Origin of the sequence: Dyadobacter chenhuakuii, from assembly GCF_023821985.2 — a bacterium.
Lineage (GTDB): Bacteria > Bacteroidota > Bacteroidia > Cytophagales > Spirosomataceae > Dyadobacter > Dyadobacter chenhuakuii.
In genome coordinates this window covers 5,211,381-5,234,225 of record NZ_CP098805.1, presented here as the reverse complement: position 1 = coordinate 5,234,225, position 22,845 = coordinate 5,211,381, and the positions used below count along the sequence as shown (strand labels likewise).

Annotated in this window: 24 protein-coding genes and 2 tRNA genes; 18 read left to right on the top strand and 8 right to left on the bottom strand. The window is 45.3% G+C overall.

Going from position 1 to position 22,845, the window contains the following annotated elements:
* Nucleotides 1–84 precede the first annotated feature (84 nt).
* From NFI80_RS21880 to NFI80_RS21835, 10 genes are all read left to right on the top strand, one after another.
* Nucleotides 85–423: a tRNA-binding protein gene (locus NFI80_RS21880; protein ID WP_235160490.1), complete on the top strand. Its 339-nt coding sequence runs from the start codon at nt 85–87 to the stop codon at nt 421–423.
* 767 nt (nt 424–1,190) lie between these two features.
* Entirely contained in the window at nt 1,191–1,658 is a 468-nt protein-coding gene (locus NFI80_RS21875; RefSeq protein ID WP_235166333.1) for a hypothetical protein, read from the top strand.
* 364 nt (nt 1,659–2,022) lie between these two features.
* Nucleotides 2,023–2,235, top strand: a complete 213-nt coding sequence (locus tag NFI80_RS21870; protein WP_374759235.1) for a heavy-metal-associated domain-containing protein — start codon at nt 2,023–2,025, stop codon at nt 2,233–2,235.
* A 21-nt stretch (nt 2,236–2,256) separates the two neighbouring features.
* Complete coding sequence (locus tag NFI80_RS21865; protein ID WP_235166332.1) at nt 2,257–2,721, top strand: HYC_CC_PP family protein; 465 nt, start codon at nt 2,257–2,259, stop codon at nt 2,719–2,721.
* Nucleotides 2,722–2,808: 87 nt separating this feature from the next.
* Nucleotides 2,809–5,034 carry a TonB-dependent receptor gene (locus tag NFI80_RS21860; RefSeq protein WP_235166331.1) on the top strand — a complete coding sequence of 742 codons (2,226 nt, stop codon included), beginning with the start codon at nt 2,809–2,811 and terminating at the stop codon, nt 5,032–5,034.
* An 11-nt stretch (nt 5,035–5,045) separates the two neighbouring features.
* On the top strand, nt 5,046–5,615 hold the full coding sequence (locus NFI80_RS21855) for a helix-turn-helix transcriptional regulator (protein WP_235166330.1): 570 nt from the start codon (nt 5,046–5,048) through the stop codon (nt 5,613–5,615).
* Between the two features lie 29 nt (nt 5,616–5,644).
* Nucleotides 5,645–5,881: a heavy metal-binding domain-containing protein gene (locus tag NFI80_RS21850; protein WP_235166329.1), complete on the top strand. Its 237-nt coding sequence runs from the start codon at nt 5,645–5,647 to the stop codon at nt 5,879–5,881.
* 20 nt (nt 5,882–5,901) lie between these two features.
* Nucleotides 5,902–6,243, top strand: a complete 342-nt coding sequence (locus tag NFI80_RS21845; protein ID WP_233797469.1) for a heavy-metal-associated domain-containing protein — start codon at nt 5,902–5,904, stop codon at nt 6,241–6,243.
* 16 nt (nt 6,244–6,259) lie between these two features.
* Nucleotides 6,260–7,696 (top strand): hypothetical protein, encoded by a 1,437-nt coding sequence (locus NFI80_RS21840; protein WP_235166328.1) that lies wholly within the window; start codon nt 6,260–6,262, stop codon nt 7,694–7,696.
* 87 nt (nt 7,697–7,783) lie between these two features.
* A complete protein-coding gene (locus NFI80_RS21835) occupies nt 7,784–8,527 on the top strand; it encodes a class I SAM-dependent methyltransferase (protein WP_235166327.1) in 744 nt (247 codons plus the stop codon).
* A 30-nt stretch (nt 8,528–8,557) separates the two neighbouring features.
* Here NFI80_RS21835 and NFI80_RS21830 read toward each other — a convergent pair whose 3' ends face one another.
* The 4 genes from NFI80_RS21830 to NFI80_RS21815 all read right to left on the bottom strand — a co-directional run bounded on the left by NFI80_RS21830 (nt 8,558) and on the right by NFI80_RS21815 (nt 12,049).
* Entirely contained in the window at nt 8,558–8,935 is a 378-nt protein-coding gene (locus NFI80_RS21830) for a type II toxin-antitoxin system VapC family toxin (protein ID WP_235160497.1), read from the bottom strand.
* Nucleotides 8,920–9,129, bottom strand: a complete 210-nt coding sequence (locus tag NFI80_RS21825; protein WP_235160498.1) for a hypothetical protein — start codon at nt 9,127–9,129, stop codon at nt 8,920–8,922. Before NFI80_RS21825 ends, NFI80_RS21830 begins: the two co-directional genes overlap by 16 nt.
* A gap of 47 nt (nt 9,130–9,176) precedes the next feature.
* A complete protein-coding gene (locus NFI80_RS21820) occupies nt 9,177–10,568 on the bottom strand; it encodes an MBL fold metallo-hydrolase (RefSeq protein ID WP_235166326.1) in 1,392 nt (463 codons plus the stop codon).
* 95 nt (nt 10,569–10,663) lie between these two features.
* Nucleotides 10,664–12,049: an MATE family efflux transporter gene (locus NFI80_RS21815; RefSeq protein ID WP_235166325.1), complete on the bottom strand. Its 1,386-nt coding sequence runs from the start codon at nt 12,047–12,049 to the stop codon at nt 10,664–10,666.
* A gap of 374 nt (nt 12,050–12,423) precedes the next feature.
* Here NFI80_RS21815 and hflX point away from each other — a divergent pair, with 374 nt between their 5' ends.
* From hflX to NFI80_RS21795, 4 genes are all read left to right on the top strand, one after another.
* A complete protein-coding gene (gene hflX / locus NFI80_RS21810) occupies nt 12,424–13,659 on the top strand; it encodes a GTPase HflX (protein WP_235166324.1) in 1,236 nt (411 codons plus the stop codon).
* Between the two features lie 46 nt (nt 13,660–13,705).
* Nucleotides 13,706–13,809: transfer RNA gene (locus tag NFI80_RS21805), tRNA-OTHER, on the top strand.
* A gap of 18 nt (nt 13,810–13,827) precedes the next feature.
* Nucleotides 13,828–13,899, top strand: a tRNA-Arg gene (locus NFI80_RS21800).
* Nucleotides 13,900–14,107: 208 nt separating this feature from the next.
* On the top strand, nt 14,108–15,304 hold the full coding sequence (locus tag NFI80_RS21795; protein WP_235160501.1) for a L,D-transpeptidase family protein: 1,197 nt from the start codon (nt 14,108–14,110) through the stop codon (nt 15,302–15,304).
* Here the strand turns inward: NFI80_RS21795 and NFI80_RS21790 are convergent.
* From NFI80_RS21790 to NFI80_RS21780, 3 genes are all read right to left on the bottom strand, one after another.
* The gene (locus tag NFI80_RS21790; RefSeq protein WP_233797476.1) at nt 15,262–16,038 is read right to left on the bottom strand and encodes a murein L,D-transpeptidase catalytic domain family protein; all 777 of its coding nucleotides are present in this window, start codon (nt 16,036–16,038) and stop codon (nt 15,262–15,264) included. The genes NFI80_RS21795 and NFI80_RS21790 overlap by 43 nt on opposite strands.
* 167 nt (nt 16,039–16,205) lie before the next feature.
* Nucleotides 16,206–17,063 carry a prephenate dehydrogenase gene (locus NFI80_RS21785; RefSeq protein WP_233797477.1) on the bottom strand — a complete coding sequence of 286 codons (858 nt, stop codon included), beginning with the start codon at nt 17,061–17,063 and terminating at the stop codon, nt 16,206–16,208.
* 37 nt (nt 17,064–17,100) lie between these two features.
* Nucleotides 17,101–18,258: a pyridoxal phosphate-dependent aminotransferase gene (locus NFI80_RS21780; protein ID WP_235166323.1), complete on the bottom strand. Its 1,158-nt coding sequence runs from the start codon at nt 18,256–18,258 to the stop codon at nt 17,101–17,103.
* A 141-nt stretch (nt 18,259–18,399) separates the two neighbouring features.
* Here NFI80_RS21780 and modA point away from each other — a divergent pair, with 141 nt between their 5' ends.
* From modA to NFI80_RS21760, 4 genes are all read left to right on the top strand, one after another.
* Nucleotides 18,400–19,152: a molybdate ABC transporter substrate-binding protein gene (gene modA, locus NFI80_RS21775; RefSeq protein ID WP_235166322.1), complete on the top strand. Its 753-nt coding sequence runs from the start codon at nt 18,400–18,402 to the stop codon at nt 19,150–19,152.
* A 65-nt stretch (nt 19,153–19,217) separates the two neighbouring features.
* Nucleotides 19,218–19,892 carry a molybdate ABC transporter permease subunit gene (modB, locus tag NFI80_RS21770; RefSeq protein WP_233797480.1) on the top strand — a complete coding sequence of 225 codons (675 nt, stop codon included), beginning with the start codon at nt 19,218–19,220 and terminating at the stop codon, nt 19,890–19,892.
* Nucleotides 19,873–20,766, top strand: coding sequence for an ABC transporter ATP-binding protein (locus tag NFI80_RS21765; RefSeq protein ID WP_235166321.1), 894 nt, complete (start codon nt 19,873–19,875; stop codon nt 20,764–20,766). Before modB ends, NFI80_RS21765 begins: the two co-directional genes overlap by 20 nt.
* 75 nt (nt 20,767–20,841) lie before the next feature.
* Complete coding sequence (locus tag NFI80_RS21760; RefSeq protein WP_235166320.1) at nt 20,842–21,519, top strand: SGNH/GDSL hydrolase family protein; 678 nt, start codon at nt 20,842–20,844, stop codon at nt 21,517–21,519.
* An 87-nt stretch (nt 21,520–21,606) separates the two neighbouring features.
* On the opposite strand, the gene NFI80_RS21755 is transcribed toward NFI80_RS21760, so the two are convergent.
* The gene (locus NFI80_RS21755; protein ID WP_235166319.1) at nt 21,607–22,734 is read right to left on the bottom strand and encodes a phage tail-like protein; all 1,128 of its coding nucleotides are present in this window, start codon (nt 22,732–22,734) and stop codon (nt 21,607–21,609) included.
* Between the last annotated feature and the right edge of the window lie 111 nt (nt 22,735–22,845).

Sequence of the window (22,845 nt, the reverse complement as noted above, 5' to 3'; positions counted from 1 at the left end):
CTTGAAAGGGAAAGCAGCGCAAAAGGCATTTTTAATGTTATTTTGAATAATATAAAAACAGATTGCTTCACAAAAACGCAGCATATGGACACGATCACCTGGCAGGATTTTGAAAATGTAGACCTCAGGGCAGGAACCATTATTCAGGTTGATGATTTCCCAAAAGCACGGAAACCAGCATTCAAACTCAAAATCGACCTTGGTCCGGAGATCGGGATCAAAAACAGTTCGGCCCAGATCACCAAACGTTACACCAAAGAGCAGCTTCTCGGCAAGCAGGTTTTGTGCGTCACAAACTTTCCCGTCAAACAAATAGCAGACTTCAAATCCGAAGTCCTGACCACCGGCTTCATCCTCCCCGACGGCGAAGTAATCCTATCCAGCCCCGACTTCGATGTCCCGAATGGTACAAGGCTGGCATAAAAAAGATCAAAGAAATAAATCCCGGAGGGATGAAATATCGGTAGCAAGAGGCAATCGCAAACAATGTAAAATCCCGGAGGGATGAAATATCGGTAACAAGAGGCAATCGCAAACAACATAAATCCCGGAGGGATGAAATATTGGTAACAAAAAACAATCGCAAACAATGTAAAATCCCGGAGGGATAAAATATCGGTAGCAAGAGCCAATCGCAAACAATGTAAAATCCCGGAGGGATGAAATATCGGTAACAAAAGGCGATCGCAAACAATGTAAAATCCCGGAGGGATGAAATATCGGTAGCAAGAGGCAATCGCAAACAATGTAAAATCCCGGAGGGATGAAATATCGGTAGCAAGAGGCAATCGAAAACAATGTAAAATCCCGGAGGGATGCAACAAGATGCATGATGTTTCATCCCTCCGGGATTTAAAACATTATCCGGGAATTTCGTGGCTACCAATATTTCATCCCTCCGGGATTTAAAAATCATCCGGCGCATTTCGTTGCTACCAATATTTCATCCCTCCGGGATTAAAAATTATCCGGCGCATTTCGTGGCTACCAACATTTCATCCCTCCGGGATTTAGAAATCATCCGGCGCATTTCGTTGCTACCTACGTCTCATCCCTCCGGGATTGTTTGCGATTGCCATTTAATCATTCATCCCGGCCTAAGGAACATTGGATTGGCCGATCCGGATGCTATTTCACTTTCTTCATTAACCCAACTTCCGCAAAACGCATCGGTCATTTAATCCCGACTTATGCTTCGTTGCGCCAAAAAAGTTGCCGTATTAGTCCACGCTTGTGACAGATATCAGTTTCTGTATAAAGGTTTTGAATATTTCTTTTCCAAATATTGGGACTTTGCTATTGAATGTAATTACTATTTCGCGACTGAGATTTTAACTGCCAATATTGACGGATTTCAGAACATTAAGTCCGGGGAAGGAGCTTGGTCAGACAGATTGGCCTACTTGCTGACGACTGAGATAGAAGAGGATTATATTCTTTATTTTCAGGAAGATATGTGGCTGGATAAAAAGGTTGACAAAGCGTTTTTCCATGAGTTATTTGAGCTTGCACCGAGTAAGGAATGGAAACAGGTTAAACTTCACAGCGCAAAAATTTACCATACCGAAGCGACCGGACATTATATTCAAAACCTGAATGTGGCGAGGGTGGACAAGACAGTGTCAGATTACCTGATGTCGCATCAGATCACGCTTTAACGGCTCCGCTGAAATAAATAGAAACAAGCCTCAGGCGGAGAGAAGTCGCTACTATACCGTTTCTATCAATGGCATATTGAATGCGCACATCGAAAGTTTCGCCTGTGAGCTGATGCAAGGCAACGTAGCGGAGAAGGTTTATGCAAAACGGCTTTTATTCAACTTTGCCAATCAATTGACTCATGACGGGCAACCCAAGCCCAGAAAAGTGGATTTTTTCAAAAAAATCAAATTATGGCTTAAACGGCAGGCCATTTTTGCAAAACCAAAAACTCTGTAATTCATTTTTGTAATTCTGTAACAACTTCGGAGCGGGTTGGGGCGATATTTGCAGGACAAAATTTGAAAAACACTGAATTGATTGATGATGGAGACGCTGAAATTTAAGACTAATATAAAATGCGGGGCTTGCGTGGCGACGGTTACGCCTTTTTTGAATGAGGATAACGCGGTTGAAAACTGGAATGTGGATTTACAAAGTCCCGAGCGGATTTTGAAGGTTGAAACCAGCAAATCTCCCCAGGAAATCGCCGAACTCATGAAAAAGGCGGGTTATAATGCAGAAGAAATAGCCTGATAATTAATATCTTTGAGTTATATGAAAAGCAACTTACACCGATCGATCACTGTTTTCATGGCCTTCCTGGTCCTGATGAGCAGTACGGGATTTGCCTTTATCGAGCATCAGTGCTTGGTCCGGGGCAAGTCGGTGCAGGTTGTGAAGGAGCTCAACACGGATTCTTCCGTGAGTATGGCCGGCTCTTCCTGCTGCGCCAAAAGCAAAAAATTAAAAGAAGCAAAAGGAATATTTTTCAAAAAAACCGATTGCTGTAAGGAAAGCCAGAAGTTCGAAAAGCTGCAAGTCACCACTTCCACAACTCACGAGCTGGCGAAATTGCTGAAATCCTGGAACGGAGAGCCGTTATTTCTAGTACAAACCGGCTTTTTATCCATCATTGAACAGGAAACAGGCGACAATGCGCCACCCATTCCTGATATATCCTTCTCCTCCCGGTTGCATGGGAAAAGTATGCGCTATGCAATCCAGTCCCTGCTGATTTGATACATTGATTTCAATAGTTTACGTGCCAAAATTCGCCTCGCGAAGGACCGCACCGCTTTTCTTTTGTTTCAATGAATTAAATGAACCATGCTTAAATATCTGACGGGAGGATTCTTCTTTCTTCTTTCTTCCGCGCTATTCGCGCAACGTATAACCGGCTCAGTCAATGAGCAGGTGCCCGGTAGCAAAGCGCTCAAACCTATTACCGGAGCGAATGTTTACTGGTCCGGAACAACCCAGGCCACGGCTACGGACACCATTGGCCATTTCAATATTCCGCGATCGGCGCAGTCCAACTTACTGGTGATCAGTTTCGTTGGATTCCGGAATGATACAGTTAAAATAGGCGCAGAAAACGATTTGCAGGTGGTTTTGCAAAACGACCAGACCTTGAATGAGGTTGTGGTTCGTGGCAACACGTCAACGATCGACAGGCTTTCGCCGCACCAGACCGAGATTATTACCACCCGTGCACTGGCCAAAGCGGCCTGCTGTAATTTGTCCGAAAGTTTTGAAACCAATGCTTCGGTTTCTGTTTCTTATGCCGACGCTGTTACCGGCTCCAAGCAAATCCAGATGCTGGGATTGAACGGAACTTACATTCAGACCAACATTGAAAACATTCCTTCTATCCGTGGGCTGGCTTCCACTTTCGGGCTCAATTTTGTGCCGGGAACCTGGATTCAGTCAATTGATGTGGGTAAAGGCGCGGGTTCTGTTGTGAATGGTTATGAATCCATGACGGGCCAGATCAATGTTGAAATGCAGAAACCGGACAGCCGCGAAAAGCTTTATTTAAACACTTATATCAATAACTTCGGTCGCGCGGAAGTGAACCTGAACCTGGCAACACAACTAAACGAAAAGTGGAGCACGGGACTGCTGACGCACGCCAGCACATTGCGCAACCGGGTGGATAATAATAAGGATGGATTCCTTGATATGCCGCTTTATACACAATATAATGTGGTAAACCGCTGGAAATATCAGAGCGAAAGAGTGATGGCGCAGTTCGGTGTAAAAGCTTTGCTTGAAGATCGTTTGGGTGGTGAGAATGGTTTTGAAAAAGAGATGAAAGGCTCCGGTAATGTTTACGGTTTTGGCGCCAAAGTGAACCGTTACGAGTTCTTTTCCAAAATCGCACGGTTGTTTCCCGATAAGCCTTACAAAGGATTGGGTTTCATCATGAATGCCTCTCTGCATGATTCAAAGTCATTTTTTGGAATGAATAATTATGACGGAACACAAAAAACGCTGTACGGAAATCTGATCTATCAATCGATCATTGGCAACACCAATCATTCTTATAAAACCGGTCTGAGTTATCTGCTGGATAACTACAACGAACTTTACAAGGACATCCGGCTAGCCAGAAACGAGTCGGTTCCAGGGGCGTTTTTCGAGTATACTTACAATAACCTGGATAAGTTTGTACTCGTTGCGGGCGGCCGAGTTGATTTCCATAACCTTTACGGCACGCAATGGACGCCGCGCATGCATTTGAAATACAACCTGACGGACCAAACCACGCTTCGGGCCTCGGCAGGAAAAGGGTTCAGGGTTGCCAATCCGCTGGCAGAATATTACGGCAACCTGGTGAGTTCGCGCACTGTACAGTTCCGCGAAAGCATTCGTCCCGAAGTTTCCTGGAATTACGGAGCAAGTGTTACGCAGGAGTTCAAGATGGGTAATATGAGCGGGAATTTTATCATGGATTTTTATAGGACAAACTTTGAAAACCAGCTTGTAGCCGATATGGAAGATCCGCGTTACATCCGGTTTTATAATCTGGAAGGCGATGCTTACGCCAATAGTTTCCAGGCAGAGGCGAACTTGACACCCATTAAACGCCTTGAATTCAAGCTTGCTTACCGGCTTTTTGATGTAAAACAAACCATTCGGAATGTATACGACGAAAATGTGTTGCTGCCGAGAATGATGGTAAGCCGCGATCGGGTGCTTTTCAATGCCGGATATGCGCTGCCTTATGACAAATGGAAGTTTGATGCAACTATGCAATGGAATGGAAAACGGCGGATCCCGTACATGGGCCACGTTGACGAGCACCACGTTCCCGACAACCTGACATCGACAATGTCGCCGTCATTTTACAACTTCAATGCACAGGTTACGCGTACATTTCCCAAATGGGACATTTACCTTGGCGGAGAAAACCTGGCCAATTTCCGTCAGAAAAACCCGATTATGGGCGCTAATGATCCCTTCGGACAGAATTTTGACGCGGGAATGGCCTGGGGGCCTGTGGTAGGACGAATGATTTATGCGGGAATACGTTATAAAATAGTGAGATAATTGAGCGCGTTATGAAACTGCATATAAAAAACATGGTTTGTGATCGTTGCAAACGGGTAGTCCGGGAAGATCTGGAAAATCTGGGCATTGCATTGCAATCCGTTGAGCTGGGCGAAGTTGAAACCGCCACGGACATTGATAATCAACTGCTTACTAAGGTAAAATCCACATTAGAAGCGAGCGGATTTGAATTACTCGACGACCGCAGGCTGGCCATTGTGGAGCACATTAAGACCCTGATCATTGAGGAAGTGCAGTATTTAAAAGGCCATAAACCTGAGCAGCAGAACTTTTCGGATTATTTGTCTGAAAAAATCGGTTATGAATATTCTTATCTGAGCAACCTTTTTTCCTCCGAAACCGGGCAGACCATTGAACAATACATTATCGCCCAGAAAACGGAAAAAGTGAAAGAATGGCTTTCTTATAATGAGCTGACATTGAGCGAAATGGCGTGGCGACTGTCATATAGCAGCCCGGCGCATTTAAGTAATCAGTTCAAAAAGGTGACCGGGATGACGCCCGGAGCGTTCAAGAAAAGCACTTTGGGGAGAATCACGCTGGACAAAGTAGGACATTAGAACAAACATTAAATAAACCTTCAATGATCATGAAAAATATCCTTTTTGCCTCGCTATTATTCCTTTTTGCCGCTTGCGGAGCAAACAACGAACAGACCGGGAAAGCGGAAACTGAGTCAATGGCCACAGCTGAGAAAAAATACGCATGCCCTATGCAATGCGAGGGAGAAAAAACCTACGCGGAAGCTGGAAAATGTCCGGTTTGCAAAATGGATTTACAAGAAGTAGCGATGGCAGAAACAGATTCTACTGAACACAATCATTGATCACTAAAACATTCAAAATCATGAAAACTACCATTCTATCCTTATTAATAGCACTTTTTGCCAATATAACATTGGCTCAGGCCGACGGCGATAAGCAGATCAAGATCAAGACTTCTGCGATTTGTGAAATGTGTAAAGAACGCATCGAGCGCAATCTGGGGCTTTCCAAAGGAGTAAAAGAGTCCAATCTGGACCTGAAAGACAAAGTGGTTACGGTGAAATACAACCCGAATAAAACCACCCCGGAAGCCATTAAAGCGACCATTATCAACACGGGTTATGACGCCGATACGCAGGTTGCAAACCAAAAAGCACACGATAAACTGCCAAGCTGCTGCCGAAAAACGGCTGCTGCACACTAATCAAAACCACTTCGTCATGAGCAATAACAAATTGAAAATGCTGGCAATAGCCGGCATAATGGGCACCGCCTTCCCTGTGCTCGCGCAGCACGAGCATCATCAGGAGCCCAAAAAAGATTCGGCGCAGCATGCCGGGCATGATATGAAGGGCATGGATCGCAAAACCATGAAGCACGACACTGTGGATCACAGTAAGATGGATCACAGCAAAATGGATCATGGCGATATGCAGCATAACTCCGGGCATATGACGCACAGTTTTTCACTCAGTCTTCCTATGACGCGGAATGGCTCGGGAACAGGCTGGCAACCCGATGCAACCCCGATGTACGCTTATATGAAGCACTCGGATAAGTGGAATTACATGTTGCATGGAAGTGTCTTTCTCCGCTACACGGCTCAGAATTTCAATAATGATGGCTTGAAAGGGTCAAAATCGAAGGTTAGCGTGCCAAACTGGTTCATGGGCATGGCGCAACGGCAGGTTGGCAAGAATGGCCTGCTAAATATCCGCGCGATGGTGTCACTGGACAGGTTGTTTGACGGAGCTGCTGGTTATCCGCTTTTGTTTCAATCCGGTGAGACCTGGAAAGGCGAGCCGCTGATCGACAAGCAACATCCGCACGACCTTATTTCCGAACTTTCCGTTGCTTACACGCAAAGGCTGAATGAAAACATTGACCTGACGCTTTACGCGGGCTATCCGGGCGAACCAGCATTGGGGCCAACCGCATTTATGCACAGAATGTCGGCTTTCAATAATCCTGATGCCGTTTTGGGGCACCACTGGCAGGATGCAACGCACATTACATTTGGAGTTGTAACGGCAGGAATCCGGCTCTGGAAATTCAAGCTGGAAGGCTCGTCCTTCACCGGTCGTGAGCCGAATGAGAACCGGTTTGACTTCGATAAGCCACGTTTTGATTCGTACAGTTACCGGTTAATGTTTAATCCTTCCGCAAACTGGGCCATGCAGGTGAGCAGGGGTTTTATCAAAAATCCTGAACCATTGCACGGCGGTGAAAACGTGGACCGGACAACGGCTTCGGTGCAGCATTCGACTAATTTGAGTGGAAAAAACAGATGGATTTCTACTTCCGCGGTTTGGGGGTTGAATGAAGCTGGCGGTCATCATAAGGAGCATGCTATTTTGCTGGAATCGAATCTGCAACTGGACAAATGGGCTGTTTATAGTCGTTATGAACGGGTTGAGAAGAACATTAGTGAACTGGGGATCACCAGATATGATGACATTGGAAAAGAGAAATTTCCAGTTTCCCTGTTTTCACTTGGAATTAACCGCCAGATTGCTTCCTTCCAAAATACCATTTTACAAGCAGGAGCACAAATGGGAATTTACTCCATTGAAAATTCGCTGAAATCCGTTTACGGCAACACGCCGCTGTCCGGACAAGTTTACCTGCGTATAACGCCAGGCCTCATGCGTATGTAATGTTCCGCGCTATCTATATTTTAGAAAGCTGTCAGTCATCCTGGCAGCTTTTCGTAGTTTTGCGCTTCAAAATTAAAGAACGCTCCCGTGGCTTGGTATCACAATTATTTCAAAGGACTTCCGCAACGCGCCTGGAAACTGCATCAGGATGAAGAATACACCGATTATGAAGTCGATTTTTTGCGGGATGTGCTTGAAATAACGAAAGGAAGCAAGGTTCTGGACATGCTAGCGGGTTACGGACGTCATGCTGTTCCCTTGGCTGAGGAAGGTTGCGCAATGACGTGCGTTGACATTTCCAGTGAATATTGCGATGAATTGAAGGCCGTGGCCAAAAAGCAAAAACTGCCTTTGACGGTTATTTGTGACGATGTGCTGCAATGTGATATTGAGGCAAATGCATTTGATGCAGCTTATTGCATTGGAAATAGTTTCAGTTTCTTCCCAAGGGCTGAAATGCAGCAATTTATTTCGAAAATGGCAAATGCTGTCATATCCGGCGGCCACATTGCCATTCACACCGAAAATCTCGCAGAAAGCATTCTGCCCAACTTCCAGACGCGTAACTGGATGCCCGTGAAAGAAGACATTATCTATCTGGCCGAAAACGATTACCGGCCCGAAGAAGGTTACATCGCCGCCGAGCAAACATTTATCTCCGGTTCCGAAAAAATAACGCACACAGTCCGTCAACACATTTTCACCCTGTCAGAAATCATCTACATGTTCGAAACCGCCGGTTTACAAGTCGTAGGAACATTCGGAAACCTGGAAGCCGATCCATTCACATTAGGCGACGAACAGCTCTATCTGGTTGCCAGGAAGCTTTGAGGGGAATTCGCTTAGGACAAAGCTGAGCGATTAAAGCTTTTTCGGATTAATTACTTTCAACTTTGTTATATGCTCAAAGTCCTTCTCGTTATCGGTAACGAGTGTTAGGTTATTGGCAATTGCAGTCGCTGCAATAATTGCATCAGGAGTTTTGATTTTCCTGCTTTTGCGAATACTTACGCAGATTGCTACAACTTCGGGAGTAATGTTGAAAATTAAACTGTCATTTATAAAATCACTAATCTGACTGCTTTTCAATGTTTTCCAAGAAAGGAGTTCGATTTGACTTATTACCGACAAGTTGGGAGTCGCATTGATGACGTCATCCATGAAATCGATGCCCGGTTGCGTCAGCATCGCTGATAAATAGTGTGAGACTGCGTTCGTATCAATTAAATATTGCTCCATTCATTACGCATTTGACTGATATGGCGGGTAAGGTCCTGGCTTTCTTCTTTGGAAAGAATGCCCTTGTATTTTTCAGATAATTTAGGCTTTGGGACGTCGGTATTATCGTGCAACTTAATGATTTCCATTGCTTCCAGATCCCTCAGCAACTGCAAAGCCCGCTTGTGCGTCAACTCAACGATCATTGTTTCCATAGTGCATCATTTTTGACCATAATATACAAATAACCAGCATCAAAAATTTAAACCCCTTGCAAAACCGGCACGTTTGTCTTTTCTACTGCGCCGAAGCCTCCTTCGATGTTGATGACGTGATCGATGCCGCGTGATTTTAGGATGGAGGCGGCTATCATGGAGCGGTAACCTCCTGCGCAATGTATGTAAAGCGTGTTGTTTTTGGGAAATTCGGCCATGAGGTCGTTAATGTAGTCTAACGGCAGATTTTTGGCCCCGTCTATGTGCCCGGCTTCGAATTCAGCTGGCTTTCGCACATCGATCACTTCGGGACTTTCATCATGATAAACCTTTTGGAAAGCATCAGCAGAAACATTTTCAACAGAATCAACCTCTTTTCCAGCCTGGACCCAGGTCTCAAAACCACCATTTAAAAAACCGATGGTATGATCATAACCAACTCTTGCCAGGCGTGTTACCACTTCCTCTTCCATTCCCGGCTCCGTTACGATCAATAGAATTTGCTTCAAATCCGGAATTAATGCGCCTACCCACGGAGCAAAACCGCCCTGAATACCAATGTTGATAGAATTTGGAATAAATCCTTTGGAGAAATCCTCCGGCTTCCGCGTATCCAGAATGAGCGCACCCGTGTTATTAGCCTTAGCTTCAAACGCTTCCGCAGATAATGCCTGATCGCCGCGTTCGAGCACGTCGTCAATGCTTTCGTAGCCGTCCCGGTTCATTTTTACATTCTCAGGGAAATACTTCGGAGGTTCGGGCAAACCTGCGGTCACTTCTGCGACGAACTCCTCTTTGGTCATGTCCGCCCTTAATGCATAATTGAACCGCTTTTGGTTGCCTAACGTGTCGGAAGTTTCCTTGCTCATATTCTTTCCACAAGCGGAACCTGCTCCATGTGCGGGATAAACGATGATATCATCAGGCAATGTCATGATCTTCGTTCGCAGACTTTCAAACAGCATTCCTGCAAGGTCGTCCATATTCAGGTCACCTTTTTGTACAAGATCCGGACGTCCGACATCGCCGATAAACAATGTATCGCCACTAAAAAGCGCAGTTGGCTTTTGATTTTCATCGAACAGCAGATAACTCGTCGATTCCAGCGTGTGACCCGGCGTATGCAATGCCTTGATAGTAATGTCACCTAATTTAAACTCTTCATTATCAGCGGCGATGTGTGCCTTAAATGCAGGATTTGCATTCGGTCCGTAAACGATTTCCGCTCCCGTCTTTTCAGCCAAATCCAGATGTCCCGAAACGAAATCGGCATGAAAATGCGTCTCAAATACATACTTGATTTTCGCACCGATTTTATTGGCCTTTTGAATGTAAGGCTCCACTTCGCGCAAAGGGTCAATAACCGCCGCTTCGCCGTTTGAAACAATAAAATAAGCGCCCTGAGCCAGGCATCCGGTATATATCTGTTCTATTTTCATGAAGGATAATTTCAGTTTATCGATACGAAGTTAACCAAAAGGCAGTTGTTTTCGTTTCTGAGCGGGGATCGAATGCACCATCCCCGCTCAGTATTTCAGACTTTAACCAACTTCCATTTACCCAGCCTGAACCGCCAGATCCCCAGCAATGCCAGAATGGATTCCGCAAATGGAACCGAGGCAAAAACGCCGATCGGACCGAAATTCATCATAACGGCAAGCACATACGCAACCGGAATTTCAATCGCCCAAAAACAGATCAGGTTCAGGACAGTCGGTGTTTTCGTATCCCCTGCCCCATTCAGCGACTGAATGACGACCATTCCATAAGCATAGGCAGCATAACCCAGGCATAACACGCGCAATGCCATTTTGCCTGTGGCAATAACCTGTGGATTAGGACTGAACAAACCAATAAGTTGCTCCGCGCCAATGAACATTAAAACGGCCAGGCCCAGCAGGAAAATAAAGTTATAAGACGCACACTTCCAGACCGATTTCTCCGCCCTATCCGGCTTCCCGGCCCCCAAATTCTGCCCCACAAGCGTCGCAGCAGCGTTAGAAAGCCCCCAGGCAGGCAATAATGTGAACATAATGACGCGAATGGCAATGGTGTAACCGGCCACCACGTCACTGCCGAATTCGGACAAGATACGCGTCAGGAAAATCCAGCTTGCGGAACCGATCAGAAACTGGACGGTGCCGCCCGTTGCCACTTTTACAATCGTCGCGATGGTCTTGGGATCAGGACGCAGATCGGCCCATAGCAAGCCGAGCGATTTTTGTGCTTTTGTTAACGAAAATAACTGATAACCAACGCCTATCGACCGTCCTAATGCCGTGGCGAGGGCCGCGCCTGTTACGCCGAGTTCAGGAAATGGCCCAAGTCCGAATATCAGCACCGGCCCCAGAATCATGTTAAAGCAATTGGCAACGATCAGTGACCGCATGGCGGTTGCTGCGGCACCGGCGCCACGCAATGCTCCGCTCAGAGAATAAAGCAAAATGACGACAGGGCTGCTCAGAAACTGAATTCTTGCAAAATCTGTCCCGAGCTCGATCACCTTTGCATCGGCACCCATGATCCGCAGAATATCGCCCGCAAACCATGTTCCGACCGTCGCAGTAACTGCCGAAATAGCCAAAGAGATCACAATAACCTGCCCCACCGCATGCCTGGCGCCATTTGTATTGCCTTCCCCAACGCGACGTGCAATGGTGGCCGTTGCAGCCGTACTCAAACCAATGGCCACAGAATAAACCAGCGTAATCACAGATTCAGTAAGCCCGACAACCGCCACGGCTTCTGTACTCACTTTTGAAACGAAAAAAATGTCAACAACGGCGAAAAGCGACTCCATGACCATTTCAAGGATCATTGGGACGGATAGTAGAAATATAGCACGGTTGATGCTTCCTTCGGTAAAACTTTCTTCGGAGCCACGAATAGCCTTACGAAGCAGTTGAAACCACTTTTTCATGGATGAAATAAGATTGAAATAAAATAAGAATTGAAAGTGACTAGCAAAAGTCACAGAGAACAGTCTGGCCGGCAGTCCGGCGGCCGGCGGTCCGGTGGGAGAATGTCCGCAGACGGACCAGGAAAAGACTTGTGGTTATTGTAAACCGGGGATGATCACCAACATATTTCGCAGAATTTGGGCAAATATACAAAAGTGCTTTTCTATTATTCATACAAAATAATGGATTAATTCAGATGTAAGTGTAATTTCACGGCCTGGACGGGGTGAACTTTTGCTTTCGCCAAACCGTTGCCTTTCTACTCTTTCCTGCAAATTTTGGTATAAAAATTGAAGCATCGGGCAGGAAAGGAAATACCATTAAACAACTCTTCATGATTGATAAAAAGAAGTTATACTCAACAGCCGAAAAGCCGGAAACCGCTGTGCTTGTGGCTGTTAGTACACAAAAACAACCGGCTGAAAAGACAAAGGAGTACCTGGACGAGCTTGCTTTTCTGGCGACAACATTGGGTGTGGAAACGGTTAAGACATTTACACAAAATCTGGAACGAGCTGATATCCGCACCTACACCGGAAAAGGAAAATTGGAAGAAATTCTGATTTATGTGACTGCGAACCCCGTGGACATGATCCTTTATGATGATGACCTTACGCCGTCGCAGGTGCGAAATCTGGAAGCTGTTTTCAAAGACATTAAAGTGATTGACAGGAGTTTACTGATCCTGGATATTTTCGCGATGCGGGCTCAAACTGCACAGTCGAAATTACAGGTTGAGCTGGCCCAGTATCAGTATATGTATCCGCGATTGACTCGCCTGTGGACTCACTTAAGCCGCCAGTCTGGGGTTGGTGTGGGTATGCGCGGGCCTGGTGAAACGGAATTGGAAACGGATAGACGTCTGGTGAAAGACCGGATCGCTTTCCTGAAAGAAAAACTGGAAAAGGTTGATCGTCAGAGCACTACGCGCCGGAAGGAAAGAGACCGGCTGGTGCGCGTTGCCATTGTGGGTTATACCAATGTTGGAAAATCAACATTGATGCGCGGGCTTTCGAAAGCAGATGTTTTTGCAGAAAATAAGCTGTTTGCAACCGTTGATTCGACTGTGAGAAAGGTGAATATGGAGAACATCCCATTTTTGCTGACTGACACCGTTGGTTTCATACGCAAATTGCCTACGCTGCTCATTGAATCATTTAAATCGACTTTGGATGAGGTTAGGGAAGCGGATATTTTGCTGCACGTGGTAGACATTTCGCACGCTTCATTCGAGGAACATTTGGATGTGGTAAACAAGACATTGGAAGATATTGGCGCTGCCAACAAGCCCACTATTCTTGTTTTCAATAAAATTGACCTTTATAACCCGACATTCAACGCGGATAATGATGAGGGCCAGGAAATTGAGCAGACAGAAAGTGTTCTGGACCAATTGAAAAAGAGCTATATAGCCGATAAGGCGGATCATGTTGTGTTTATTTCGGCTGAAAAGAAGGAAAATATTGACGAGTTGAGAAACACATTATTTTCCATGGTGAAGGAAAAACACTTCTCAATTTATCCAAACTGGCTCGATTTGGGATACACAGCAGTAAAAGCGGAGGAATAATCATTTGTAATTCAAATGATTTTTTGCCAGTTTTGCACCCCAATTCGACTGCGTAGTTCAACGGATAGAATAGGAGTTTGTCGAATGCGACTCCAACTAAACTCTAGATATGGCCGGGTTCGCGCTCGAATTCGATTCCCGTCGCGGTCACAACTAGTAGCAATGCAAGACTGCGTAGTTCAACGGATAGAATAGGAGTTTCCTAAACTCTAGATATGGGTTCGATTCCCGTCGCGGTCACTGAGGTCAGGCTAATGCCTGACCTTTTTTACGCCCGATAAGTCACCGCTTGTTGTTACTAAAATTCCCCAGGGTCCGAGTGGCCAATGCTATTTTGCGTAGAAAAACATAACTTAAATCTTCAAATCGTAGGACTTTTTAAAGTTCATGGAGATGTGAATTCTTAGCATGGCAATTGCATAGAAGCCTTTAACTAAATTACAACACAATGCAAATGCTCTCTGGCTTGGGCCGCACCCGTTATATCCCTCTATTGATTTTATTTACGCTTGCCATCCTGCAATCTTGCAAAAAGAATCCCAAGGAAATGTCCCGGGAGCAGCTGGAAAAGGAATTGAGCGACAAAAAACATTACGAAAAACTGCTGGAATTCGGCAAAAGTGCCGGAATCAATGTTGAAAAATTCGCTGCTACCGGTGAGCAAGCGCCTGTTTTTGCCTTGCTGGAAGAAGCCGGATTTGGGCATAAACCAAACCTGCGCTATACAGAAAAGAAAGTTAAGGCAGACACATCACTCCTTCGTGAAGCTGCGGAAGCACTGGTGAAAGGCGAGTCGGTGGACAAAGTGATGAAAGGATTAGAGCCGGTTTATCCTGTTTATAACAATCTTAAAATACACTACGCTAGGCTATTAAAGGAAAACAAGCAAGATAGCGCGGCCGTTGTTGCTGAGACGCTGAATGCTTATCGCTGGATAAAGCGGCAGTCCAAAGGCGCTCCGCGGTTCGTTATGGTGAACATTCGCGGTGCCTATCTGGCCGCCATGGATTCAGCCGGACAGAATGTGCTGCGTATGCGTACGGTGGTAGGTAAAAGCGACACGCCGACGCCTACGATGGACACTTATGCAACGAGCATCGTGACACACCCATACTGGAATGTGCCAAAAAGCATTGCTATCAAGGAAATGTTTCCCAAAGCGGCAAGTGATCCGGAATACTTGTCCCGAAATCGAATTCAAATAATTGATAATAAAGGCCAGGCGGTAAATCCGGAAGAGATTGATTGGGAAGAACTTACAGCTGAAAAATTCCCCTACCGCTTTCGTCAGGAAACCGGTGAAGACAATTCACTAGGTTTGCTGAAAGTGGAGATTAAAAATCCACTGGCGATTTATCTGCACGACACGAACGCAAGATATTTGTTCAAAAGTAATTCGAGATGGAGAAGCCATGGCTGTGTACGCGTGCAGCAACCGACCGATTTGGCCAACTATATGGCTGGCACCAAACTGCTTGACAACGATTTCATGACCGAGCCTGACACGGTGTCGACCCCGCCGAAGTGGCACAAATTAAAAGCAAGAATTCCAGTATTCCTGCTTTATCTGGGTGCCGATTGCAATGAAAAAGGGGATTTGCTTTACTTTGAAGACGTGTATAAAAGAGGATTGCCAAAGGTGTGATCCAGCTTATCCAATTTCAGGCCTGATAATAGAGGTGAAGCCTTAACATATTGCTGGTCAGCAGAATATATAAATAGTCCTGCGCCATTGCAAAGCATGCTGATTAGTTTTTTAGAATCCAGAATAGATACAGCAGGACATCCAAGGCTTCGGCCCAGGCGACCTGTGTTTTTGATAAAAGACTCACTTACATAATCTGCCCCGTGCATAACGATCGCCCTTTCCAATGCGCGGTCGTTAATGCCTTTTTCAACCCCTTCCAGCCTCAGCGAAAGCCCGTGCTTACCCGTGTAAGTCCCTAATGTTTTATAAAAACCCAGGCTGGATTGATATGATGAATTATCATTCGAAAAACGCTTTGCAAACTCATCACCGGAATTTCTGCCGTGCGCAACGTATGTGTTAAGCAACACTTTTCTCTTTATCAAATCAATTACATAAAGTCTCTTATTACGAGAAGACTGGCTAAAATCGGCAATCGCAAGGATCGGATTAGCCAGATTCATTTTCTGAAAACCATACCATGCGTAATAAAATGCAGCCTCTGAAAGGCCTTGTTTTTTCAAGCCCAGCGAATCGTAAAGACTTGCCCATTGCGGCTTCGCAAGGGAATCTGGCTTAATTTTTATGGAATCGGAAGTCGTGGAATCGTTAAGTGTATCAAATTTTTGGAACCCGAAGGAAACACCAAGCGCAATCATTACTGCTACTAATACTGCCTGAGCTTTTGTCATTTCTAATCGTTTTATTGAAAAATCTAATTATTATCGATTGAGAGAGGAGGTAAAGATACCCTTTGAAAGGTGCATGTTTAACAGCCCGGCGCGTATTAATGGTTCCTAAAAAACAAAAAACATCCTGCAATAGGCTGTTTTTCAATAAGTTATAAATCTGATATTTCTTATTTTTTCTCAATTCCGGCTAAAACTCGTCTGATGTCATTTGCCTTGCTCATGAAGTCCAGACTTGTTTCCAGATCGTGCTGATCAATAGCATCCTTGAATTTTTTCAGCAGCTCAATGTAGTCTCCCAATGCTTTTGACACATTGGTTTTGTTCTGATCAAAAATAGGAGCCCACATTTGCGGTGAGCTTTTAGCAAGCCTGACCGTTGAAGAAAATCCAGTGCTCGCCATAGCAAAAATCGCTTTTTCGTCCTTTTCTTTGTCCAAAACCGTCAATCCGAGCGCAAAAGAGCTGATATGGCTCAAATGTGACACGTAAGCCAAGTGCAAATCATGTTCAGTCGGCTGCATATAATAAATCTTCATGCCGACGTCGCGCAGGAAAGTTTCAACCAGGCCAAGTGATTCAGCATTGCTTTTTTCCTTATCACAAATAATGACGTATTTATCTGTGAGCAACTCTTTAAATGCAGCACCAGGTCCTGAATTCTCGGTTCCCGCCATTGGATGTACGGCAACGAATTGCGCACGTTTTGCATGCGCATCCGCAATCTGGCAAATCGCCTCTTTTGTAGAGCCAAGATCCATGATAGTCCGTCCTTCCGGCAGATGATCCAGCATATAAGGCAAAAGCTTATTAATGGCGTCAACAGGCGTTGCCAGCACATTCAGCTCAGAAATTTGCAGCGCAACGTCAAGTGTAACGATCTCATCAACAATGCCTTTGGCCAAAGCAATTTTTTGATTTACCAAAGAATTATCAACGCCTACAAACTTAACATTCGGATATTTTTCGCGCAGGCTCAAAGCGAAAGAACCGCCCAGCAAGCCCACTCCTATTATACTAAGTATCATTTCGATTCAAAATAAATAAACACCAATAAATTGAGGATTAAGCCTTTATTCGTTCCACTGCTTGCCAAATACGCTCCTTCGGCAAGCAAAGCGATAAGCGGATGTAACGCTGTCCTTTCGGCCCGAAGATAAAGCCAGGCGCAATGAACACATGTTTTTCAACCAAAAGAGCATTCACCAGCACCTCTGCGGACTCGACAGAATCCGGCAATTTGCCCCATAGGAACATGCCTTCCTGCTTACGATCCCAGGTGCAACCAATTGTTTCCAAAATAGCCTCAGCAGCTTCTAACCGGCCTTGATATACCGCATTGCGCTCCTGATGCCACTCGTCCGAATTATGCAAGGCCGCAACAGCCGCTTCCTGCATGGCCCAGAACATGCCTGAATCCACATTACTTTTAATGGTAAGCACAGCATTAATGTAAGGCTTAGCCGCTGATAACCAGCCCATTCGCCATCCCGCCATATTGTGCGACTTGCTCATGGAGTTAAGCTCAATGGCAACCTCTTTCGCTCCTTCAATAGATAACAGGCTGATCGGCGTTTTTTTATTTAAAACCAGGCTGTAAGGATTATCATGGCAAAGCAGAATCTTATGCTTTGTCGCGAATGCCACCGCTTCTTCAAACAACGCTTGCGTTGCAGGCGCTCCCGTAGGCATATGTGGATAGTTGAGCCACATGATCTTGGTTTTGGGCGTTACCAATGCTTCTATCGCGGTCCAATCCGGCTGCCAGCCGAAATCTTCGCGTAACGGATATTCCTTTACAACCGCACCCACCATTTGACTAACAGCACGGTACGCCGGGTAACCCAGCTCAGGAACCAGCACTTCATCGCCTGGATCAAGGAATGTCAGAGAAATGTGCGTGATGCCTTCTTTTGAACCGATTAATGGCAATATTTCTGTTGCAGGATCGAGTTTAACGCCGTAAGTATGATAATAGAAATCTGCGATTGCGTTCCGATATGCAGGCGTGCCCACATAAGGCTGATAACCATGCGCTTGCGACTTCTGAGCCGCCTCAGACAAGGCTGTTATCGTTTCAGACGAAGGCATCATGTCCGGGTTTCCAATCCCCAGGTTAATGACATCATGACCTTCTGCAATCATTTTGCGAACCTCCGCGAGCTTCACCGAAAAGTAGTATTCGGAAGTCTGCTTGGTGCGCTGGGCAGTATCTATAATCATTACATTGTTATTAATTACACTTTAAGGAAGCCGGTTTCCCAGCTGTGATTTCAGAGCCTGCGCTCGAAATGGCGCGCAATTTACGATTTTTAACGCAATGGGAAGCAATGATCATTTGGGGTTTATCCATTAAATTGCAACATGAATATTCAGCGTTTTTTTCTGCTTTTTTCGGTTTTCCTGGCGGGTTGTTCCAAACCTTCGGAGAAAATTATTGTGGCTACCGCCGCCAACGTGCAATATGTAATGAAGGAAATTAAGGCGGAATTTGAAAAAGAAGCCGGGAAGGAAATTGACATTGTGGTTGGTTCTTCCGGCAAGCTCACCACCCAGATCCGCGAAGGCGCACCGTTTGATGTTTTCGTTTCGGCCGATACAAAATATCCCGAGGAGATTTTCAAAAACGGCGGATCGGCAGAAAAGCCCAAAGTCTATGCCTTAGGGTCATTGGTTTTATGGTCTAAAAACATCCCAAAATCTGATCTAAACATTGATTCACTAGCAAACGATAAAATCAAGAAAATTGCCGTCCCTAACCCGGAAACGGCACCTTATGGAGAGGCCGCTATTCAGATTTTAAAGTCAAAAAATTTGTTTGATAAAATAGAGAAAAGGCTCGTTTTTGGCGAAAGTATCGCCCAAACTGCCCAATACATTACGTCCGGCAATGTTGAAGCAGGTTTCAATGCATTATCCATCGTCCTTTCACCCGAAATGAAAGATAAGGGCAACTACATTATCCTGGATTCGACCGATTATAAACCCATAGAACAAGCAGCCATCCTCCTCAATCACAGCCAGGATTCTCCCAAAAAAGCAACCAGCGAACAATTCTATAAATTTCTATATTCCAAAAAAGCGAAAGCAATCTTTCAAAAATACGGCTACAAATAGAGAACAGCCATTCACTCATTCACTCATTCGCTCATTCACTCATTTACTCATTCACTCATTCAAAATTGAACCCCGAACCCCTCTGGCTAACCTTCAAACTCGCAACGATCACTTCGCTGATCCTGCTGGTGCTTGCATTGCCATTGGCGTACTGGCTGGCGTTTGGGAAGTTCAAAGGGCGTGGGATCATTGAATCGCTAATTGGCATGCCACTCGTTTTGCCGCCGTCTGTGATTGGATTTTACCTGCTTCTGGCGTTCAGTCCCTCCTACTGGTTCGGTGCCTGGATTGAAAGTATTTTTGGGTTGAGGCTTGTTTTCAGCTTTCCGGGCCTTGTTATTGCCTCCGTGCTTTATAGTTTACCATTTATGGTTTATCCCATACGCGCAGGCCTACAGTCGCTTCCCGCCTCATTGCGCGAAGCATCTTATACATTAGGTAAAAATGAGTGGGAAACATTCTTCAAAGTACTTTTACCAAATTGCAAACCTGCCATATTAACTGCATTTGTTATCACATTTGCACATACCGTCGGCGAATTCGGGGTTGTGCTCATGATCGGCGGCAACATTCCAGGCGTTACCAAAGTCGCTTCTGTGGCCATTTATAACGAAGTGGAAGCGCTGAATTATGGCGCCGCGAACGATTATGCGATCGTGCTTTTTGCAATTACATTCGTTATTTTGCTGTTGGTCTATTCCATTAACAACCGCCTGCTCCGTGTCCGACAGCCTTCTTGACGTCCATATCAAGCACACTTTGCAAACTGTCCACGGCAAAATGCCGATGGAAATTGCATTATCACTTCCAAAAGGACGGATTTTAGCCATTACAGGACCATCAGGTGCAGGTAAAACAACATTATTAAGGCAAATCGCCGGATTACTAACCCCTGAAACAGGCAAAATCACATTTGGCAACCAAGTTTGGCTTGATAGCGCAGCGCAAGGATCTGTTGCTCCACAACTCAGGAATATTGGTTTTGTTTTTCAGGACTATGCCTTGTTCCCACACCTTACGGTTGAGGAAAACCTCCTTTTTGGTTTACCAAAAGGCAGTGATCGCAGCATTGTCGATGACCTGCTGAATGCCACAGAACTCTCCAATCTGGCAATACGAAAACCCAACCAGCTTTCTGGCGGTCAGCAGCAACGCGTAGCATTGGCCCGGGCACTGGTGCGGAAGCCGGATTTATTGTTGCTGGACGAACCCTTTGCGGCTCTGGATTATGATATGCGGTATCATTTGCAGGATATGCTGTTGAAATTTCATCGCCAGCACAATCTCACCATGATCCTTGTCACCCACGACATTGGTGAAATATTCCGTCTGGCAGATCAGGTGGCCATTATTGAGAACGGTAAAATTTTCCGCCAAGGAACTCCCGCCGAGGTTTACGCAAACGAGCAGTCAAAAACGGAGGATTTTGTGATCTTTGGAGAAGTGCTTAGTTGTATAAAACAAGCGGATCAGCTGCTGGTAAGCGCGCTGGTTGAAAACAAAGTCCGTCAACTGACATTGCCGCTGAATCTGGCGCCGGAAATGATTCCCGGCAATACATTTACATTGCATTACCCGATGGATGTGGCACGCGTGACGTTGATCAGGCATTGAAGAATCCAAATGTCGCCAAGGGTAATTTTAAAAGCTGGCAGTCTTTTTTCCAAAAACCATTTTTATCCATTCTATATGCGGGTCATTTTTAAATTTTTGCAGGTTGCCATTTTCATTCTGCCCCTGATTGCAATGCGTCAGGACAAGCCACTTCGCGTGATATTTTTCGGAGATTCCATCACACAAGCCGGCGTAGGGCCGACGGGTTACATTACTAAAATGAGTGAAATGCTCAAATCAAAGGGTCAGGACAGCCAGTATGAGCTCATGGGCGCCGGAATCGGCGGGAACAAAGTATATGACCTGTATCTGAGACTGGAAGACGATGTGCTTTCCAAAAAGCCCGATGTAGTCTTCATTTACGTAGGAATTAACGACGTATGGCACAAAACATCATCAGGAACCGGAACTGATCCCGACAAATACGTGAAGTTTTATGAAGCATTGATCAAAAAAATGAAAGCGCAGAACATTCGCGTGATCGTATGTACGCCCACAGTAATCGGCGAAAGAAATGACGCTTCCAACCCCCAGGACGGCGACCTGAACCAATATTCCAAACTAATCCGCGAAATCGCCACCCGCAACAGCCTGCAACTTTGCGATTTGAGAAAATCTTTCCAGGATTATCTAGTTCAAAACAACCCTGAGAATAAGGAAAAAGGGATTTTAACTTCGGATAGGGTGCATTTAACGGATGAAGGAAACAAGTTTCTGGCGGAGCGGATGATGGAGGCGTTGGTGCAGAAGTGATAGCTTAGCTTCTTTATTCCCATAAAAAGACCTCGGATGAGGTCTTTTTTGCTACTTGACAAAACCTTAAACCCTATTATGAAGTCGTTACTGTTTCATAATAAGCCGCCCACTGAAATGGCTATCGTCACTATTAGTTCCTATTGAAATTTCATCGTCTCCAAAGTATTCTCCTTCAATGTGAATCATGTCACCCTGAAGGAGTTGTAGATCTATGGACGAGCTTATAGTTCCATCTTTGCCACTTTGGAAGAGTATACTTGAAACTGGTACTTTTAATCCACCTCTCGTTCTGATAAATCTAGTTCTAGTCCCATATTCGTGATAAGAAGAAATGTTCCACAGCAATGTTAAATCAAAGTGATAGATTCCGTTGAGCGGGGCAATAAAAGTGCTGTGCGGAGAACCTTGAACATCATTATAGTTTGATCCTAAATCATAGTCCTGAATTGCGAATGCAACTTTTGAGACACTTCCGGGTGCAATTTTTTCACTTCCATTCTCCGGAATTCCACTTGCTCTGAACGCCACGTTCCCTAGGACATTATCCCATGTAGCATTTCCATTCGCATCGGAAGTAAGCACTTTTCCGGCTCCCGGAGATTGTCCCGGACCATGGATCTTTATTGGTCCGCTAACTTCTAACGCAGTCCCGTTAGTATTAGCTGCCGCAGCAAGAACCCCTCTACCACTTGAACTGGTGTTCCCAACAACACCAGTGCCATTTACAGTAGCACCTCTCATGGCAATAGCATTAACAGCAATCCCACTTATAGCAATAGAAGAAGAGTTTCCATCATTGTTATTAATAAGAAACAATGGGCCGTTGTGGGTGACTACCTGGGAAAATGGCAACGCTAAATTTGCAACTCCTCCGCCTACTATACTCCACGCCGGACTTGCAGCTGTTCCCGCATTATAATAAAATCCCGTTTTGCCGAGGCCTGCATTCGTATTATAAACGAGCAATGCAGTTGCCGGATTTGGAACAGTCGCATTATCAGAAACAGATTGTAACGAAACACGAGGAATCAAAAGTCCTTTATCTGAGCTCACAATATCGAGCGCAGCACTTGGATCAGGTGTAAGCGTATTGATACCGACGCCTTGGGCAAGAGCGATTTTACTGGTAAGGAATAATAGCGTTGAAAGTATCGCAAGAAAGCGATGAGAAGGGCGCTTATGTTGTTTTGGTAAGTGTGAAGTGATACTCATGTCAATTATGGGTGAATTGTTTAACAGTTTGAGGACCCAATGTTGTTATGAGAAATGAATGTTCACAAAAGCGATGAGCCTCCGGTGGGAAAGCGTTAGTTTACGGTAAAA

What these genes read in the sequence shown, in the direction of transcription:
- NFI80_RS21825 (WP_235160498.1), bottom strand. Translation starts at nt 9,129, where the DNA reads ATGGAAACAATGATCGTTGAGTTGACGCACAAGCGGGCTTTGCAGTTG.
- NFI80_RS21870 (WP_374759235.1), top strand. Translation starts at nt 2,023, where the DNA reads ATGATGGAGACGCTGAAATTTAAGACTAATATAAAATGCGGGGCTTGC.
- modA (WP_235166322.1), top strand. Translation starts at nt 18,400, where the DNA reads ATGAATATTCAGCGTTTTTTTCTGCTTTTTTCGGTTTTCCTGGCGGGT.
- NFI80_RS21880 (WP_235160490.1), top strand. Translation starts at nt 85, where the DNA reads ATGGACACGATCACCTGGCAGGATTTTGAAAATGTAGACCTCAGGGCA.
- NFI80_RS21875 (WP_235166333.1), top strand. Translation starts at nt 1,191, where the DNA reads ATGCTTCGTTGCGCCAAAAAAGTTGCCGTATTAGTCCACGCTTGTGAC.
- NFI80_RS21865 (WP_235166332.1), top strand. Translation starts at nt 2,257, where the DNA reads ATGAAAAGCAACTTACACCGATCGATCACTGTTTTCATGGCCTTCCTG.
- NFI80_RS21755 (WP_235166319.1), bottom strand. Translation starts at nt 22,734, where the DNA reads ATGAGTATCACTTCACACTTACCAAAACAACATAAGCGCCCTTCTCAT.
- hflX (WP_235166324.1), top strand. Translation starts at nt 12,424, where the DNA reads ATGATTGATAAAAAGAAGTTATACTCAACAGCCGAAAAGCCGGAAACC.
- NFI80_RS21845 (WP_233797469.1), top strand. Translation starts at nt 5,902, where the DNA reads ATGAAAACTACCATTCTATCCTTATTAATAGCACTTTTTGCCAATATA.
- NFI80_RS21855 (WP_235166330.1), top strand. Translation starts at nt 5,046, where the DNA reads ATGAAACTGCATATAAAAAACATGGTTTGTGATCGTTGCAAACGGGTA.
- NFI80_RS21785 (WP_233797477.1), bottom strand. Translation starts at nt 17,063, where the DNA reads ATGATACTTAGTATAATAGGAGTGGGCTTGCTGGGCGGTTCTTTCGCT.
- NFI80_RS21790 (WP_233797476.1), bottom strand. Translation starts at nt 16,038, where the DNA reads ATGACAAAAGCTCAGGCAGTATTAGTAGCAGTAATGATTGCGCTTGGT.
- NFI80_RS21860 (WP_235166331.1), top strand. Translation starts at nt 2,809, where the DNA reads ATGCTTAAATATCTGACGGGAGGATTCTTCTTTCTTCTTTCTTCCGCG.
- NFI80_RS21850 (WP_235166329.1), top strand. Translation starts at nt 5,645, where the DNA reads ATGAAAAATATCCTTTTTGCCTCGCTATTATTCCTTTTTGCCGCTTGC.
- NFI80_RS21840 (WP_235166328.1), top strand. Translation starts at nt 6,260, where the DNA reads ATGAGCAATAACAAATTGAAAATGCTGGCAATAGCCGGCATAATGGGC.
- NFI80_RS21780 (WP_235166323.1), bottom strand. Translation starts at nt 18,258, where the DNA reads ATGATTATAGATACTGCCCAGCGCACCAAGCAGACTTCCGAATACTAC.
- NFI80_RS21815 (WP_235166325.1), bottom strand. Translation starts at nt 12,049, where the DNA reads ATGAAAAAGTGGTTTCAACTGCTTCGTAAGGCTATTCGTGGCTCCGAA.
- NFI80_RS21760 (WP_235166320.1), top strand. Translation starts at nt 20,842, where the DNA reads ATGCGGGTCATTTTTAAATTTTTGCAGGTTGCCATTTTCATTCTGCCC.
- NFI80_RS21830 (WP_235160497.1), bottom strand. Translation starts at nt 8,935, where the DNA reads ATGGAGCAATATTTAATTGATACGAACGCAGTCTCACACTATTTATCA.
- NFI80_RS21795 (WP_235160501.1), top strand. Translation starts at nt 14,108, where the DNA reads ATGCAAATGCTCTCTGGCTTGGGCCGCACCCGTTATATCCCTCTATTG.
- NFI80_RS21820 (WP_235166326.1), bottom strand. Translation starts at nt 10,568, where the DNA reads ATGAAAATAGAACAGATATATACCGGATGCCTGGCTCAGGGCGCTTAT.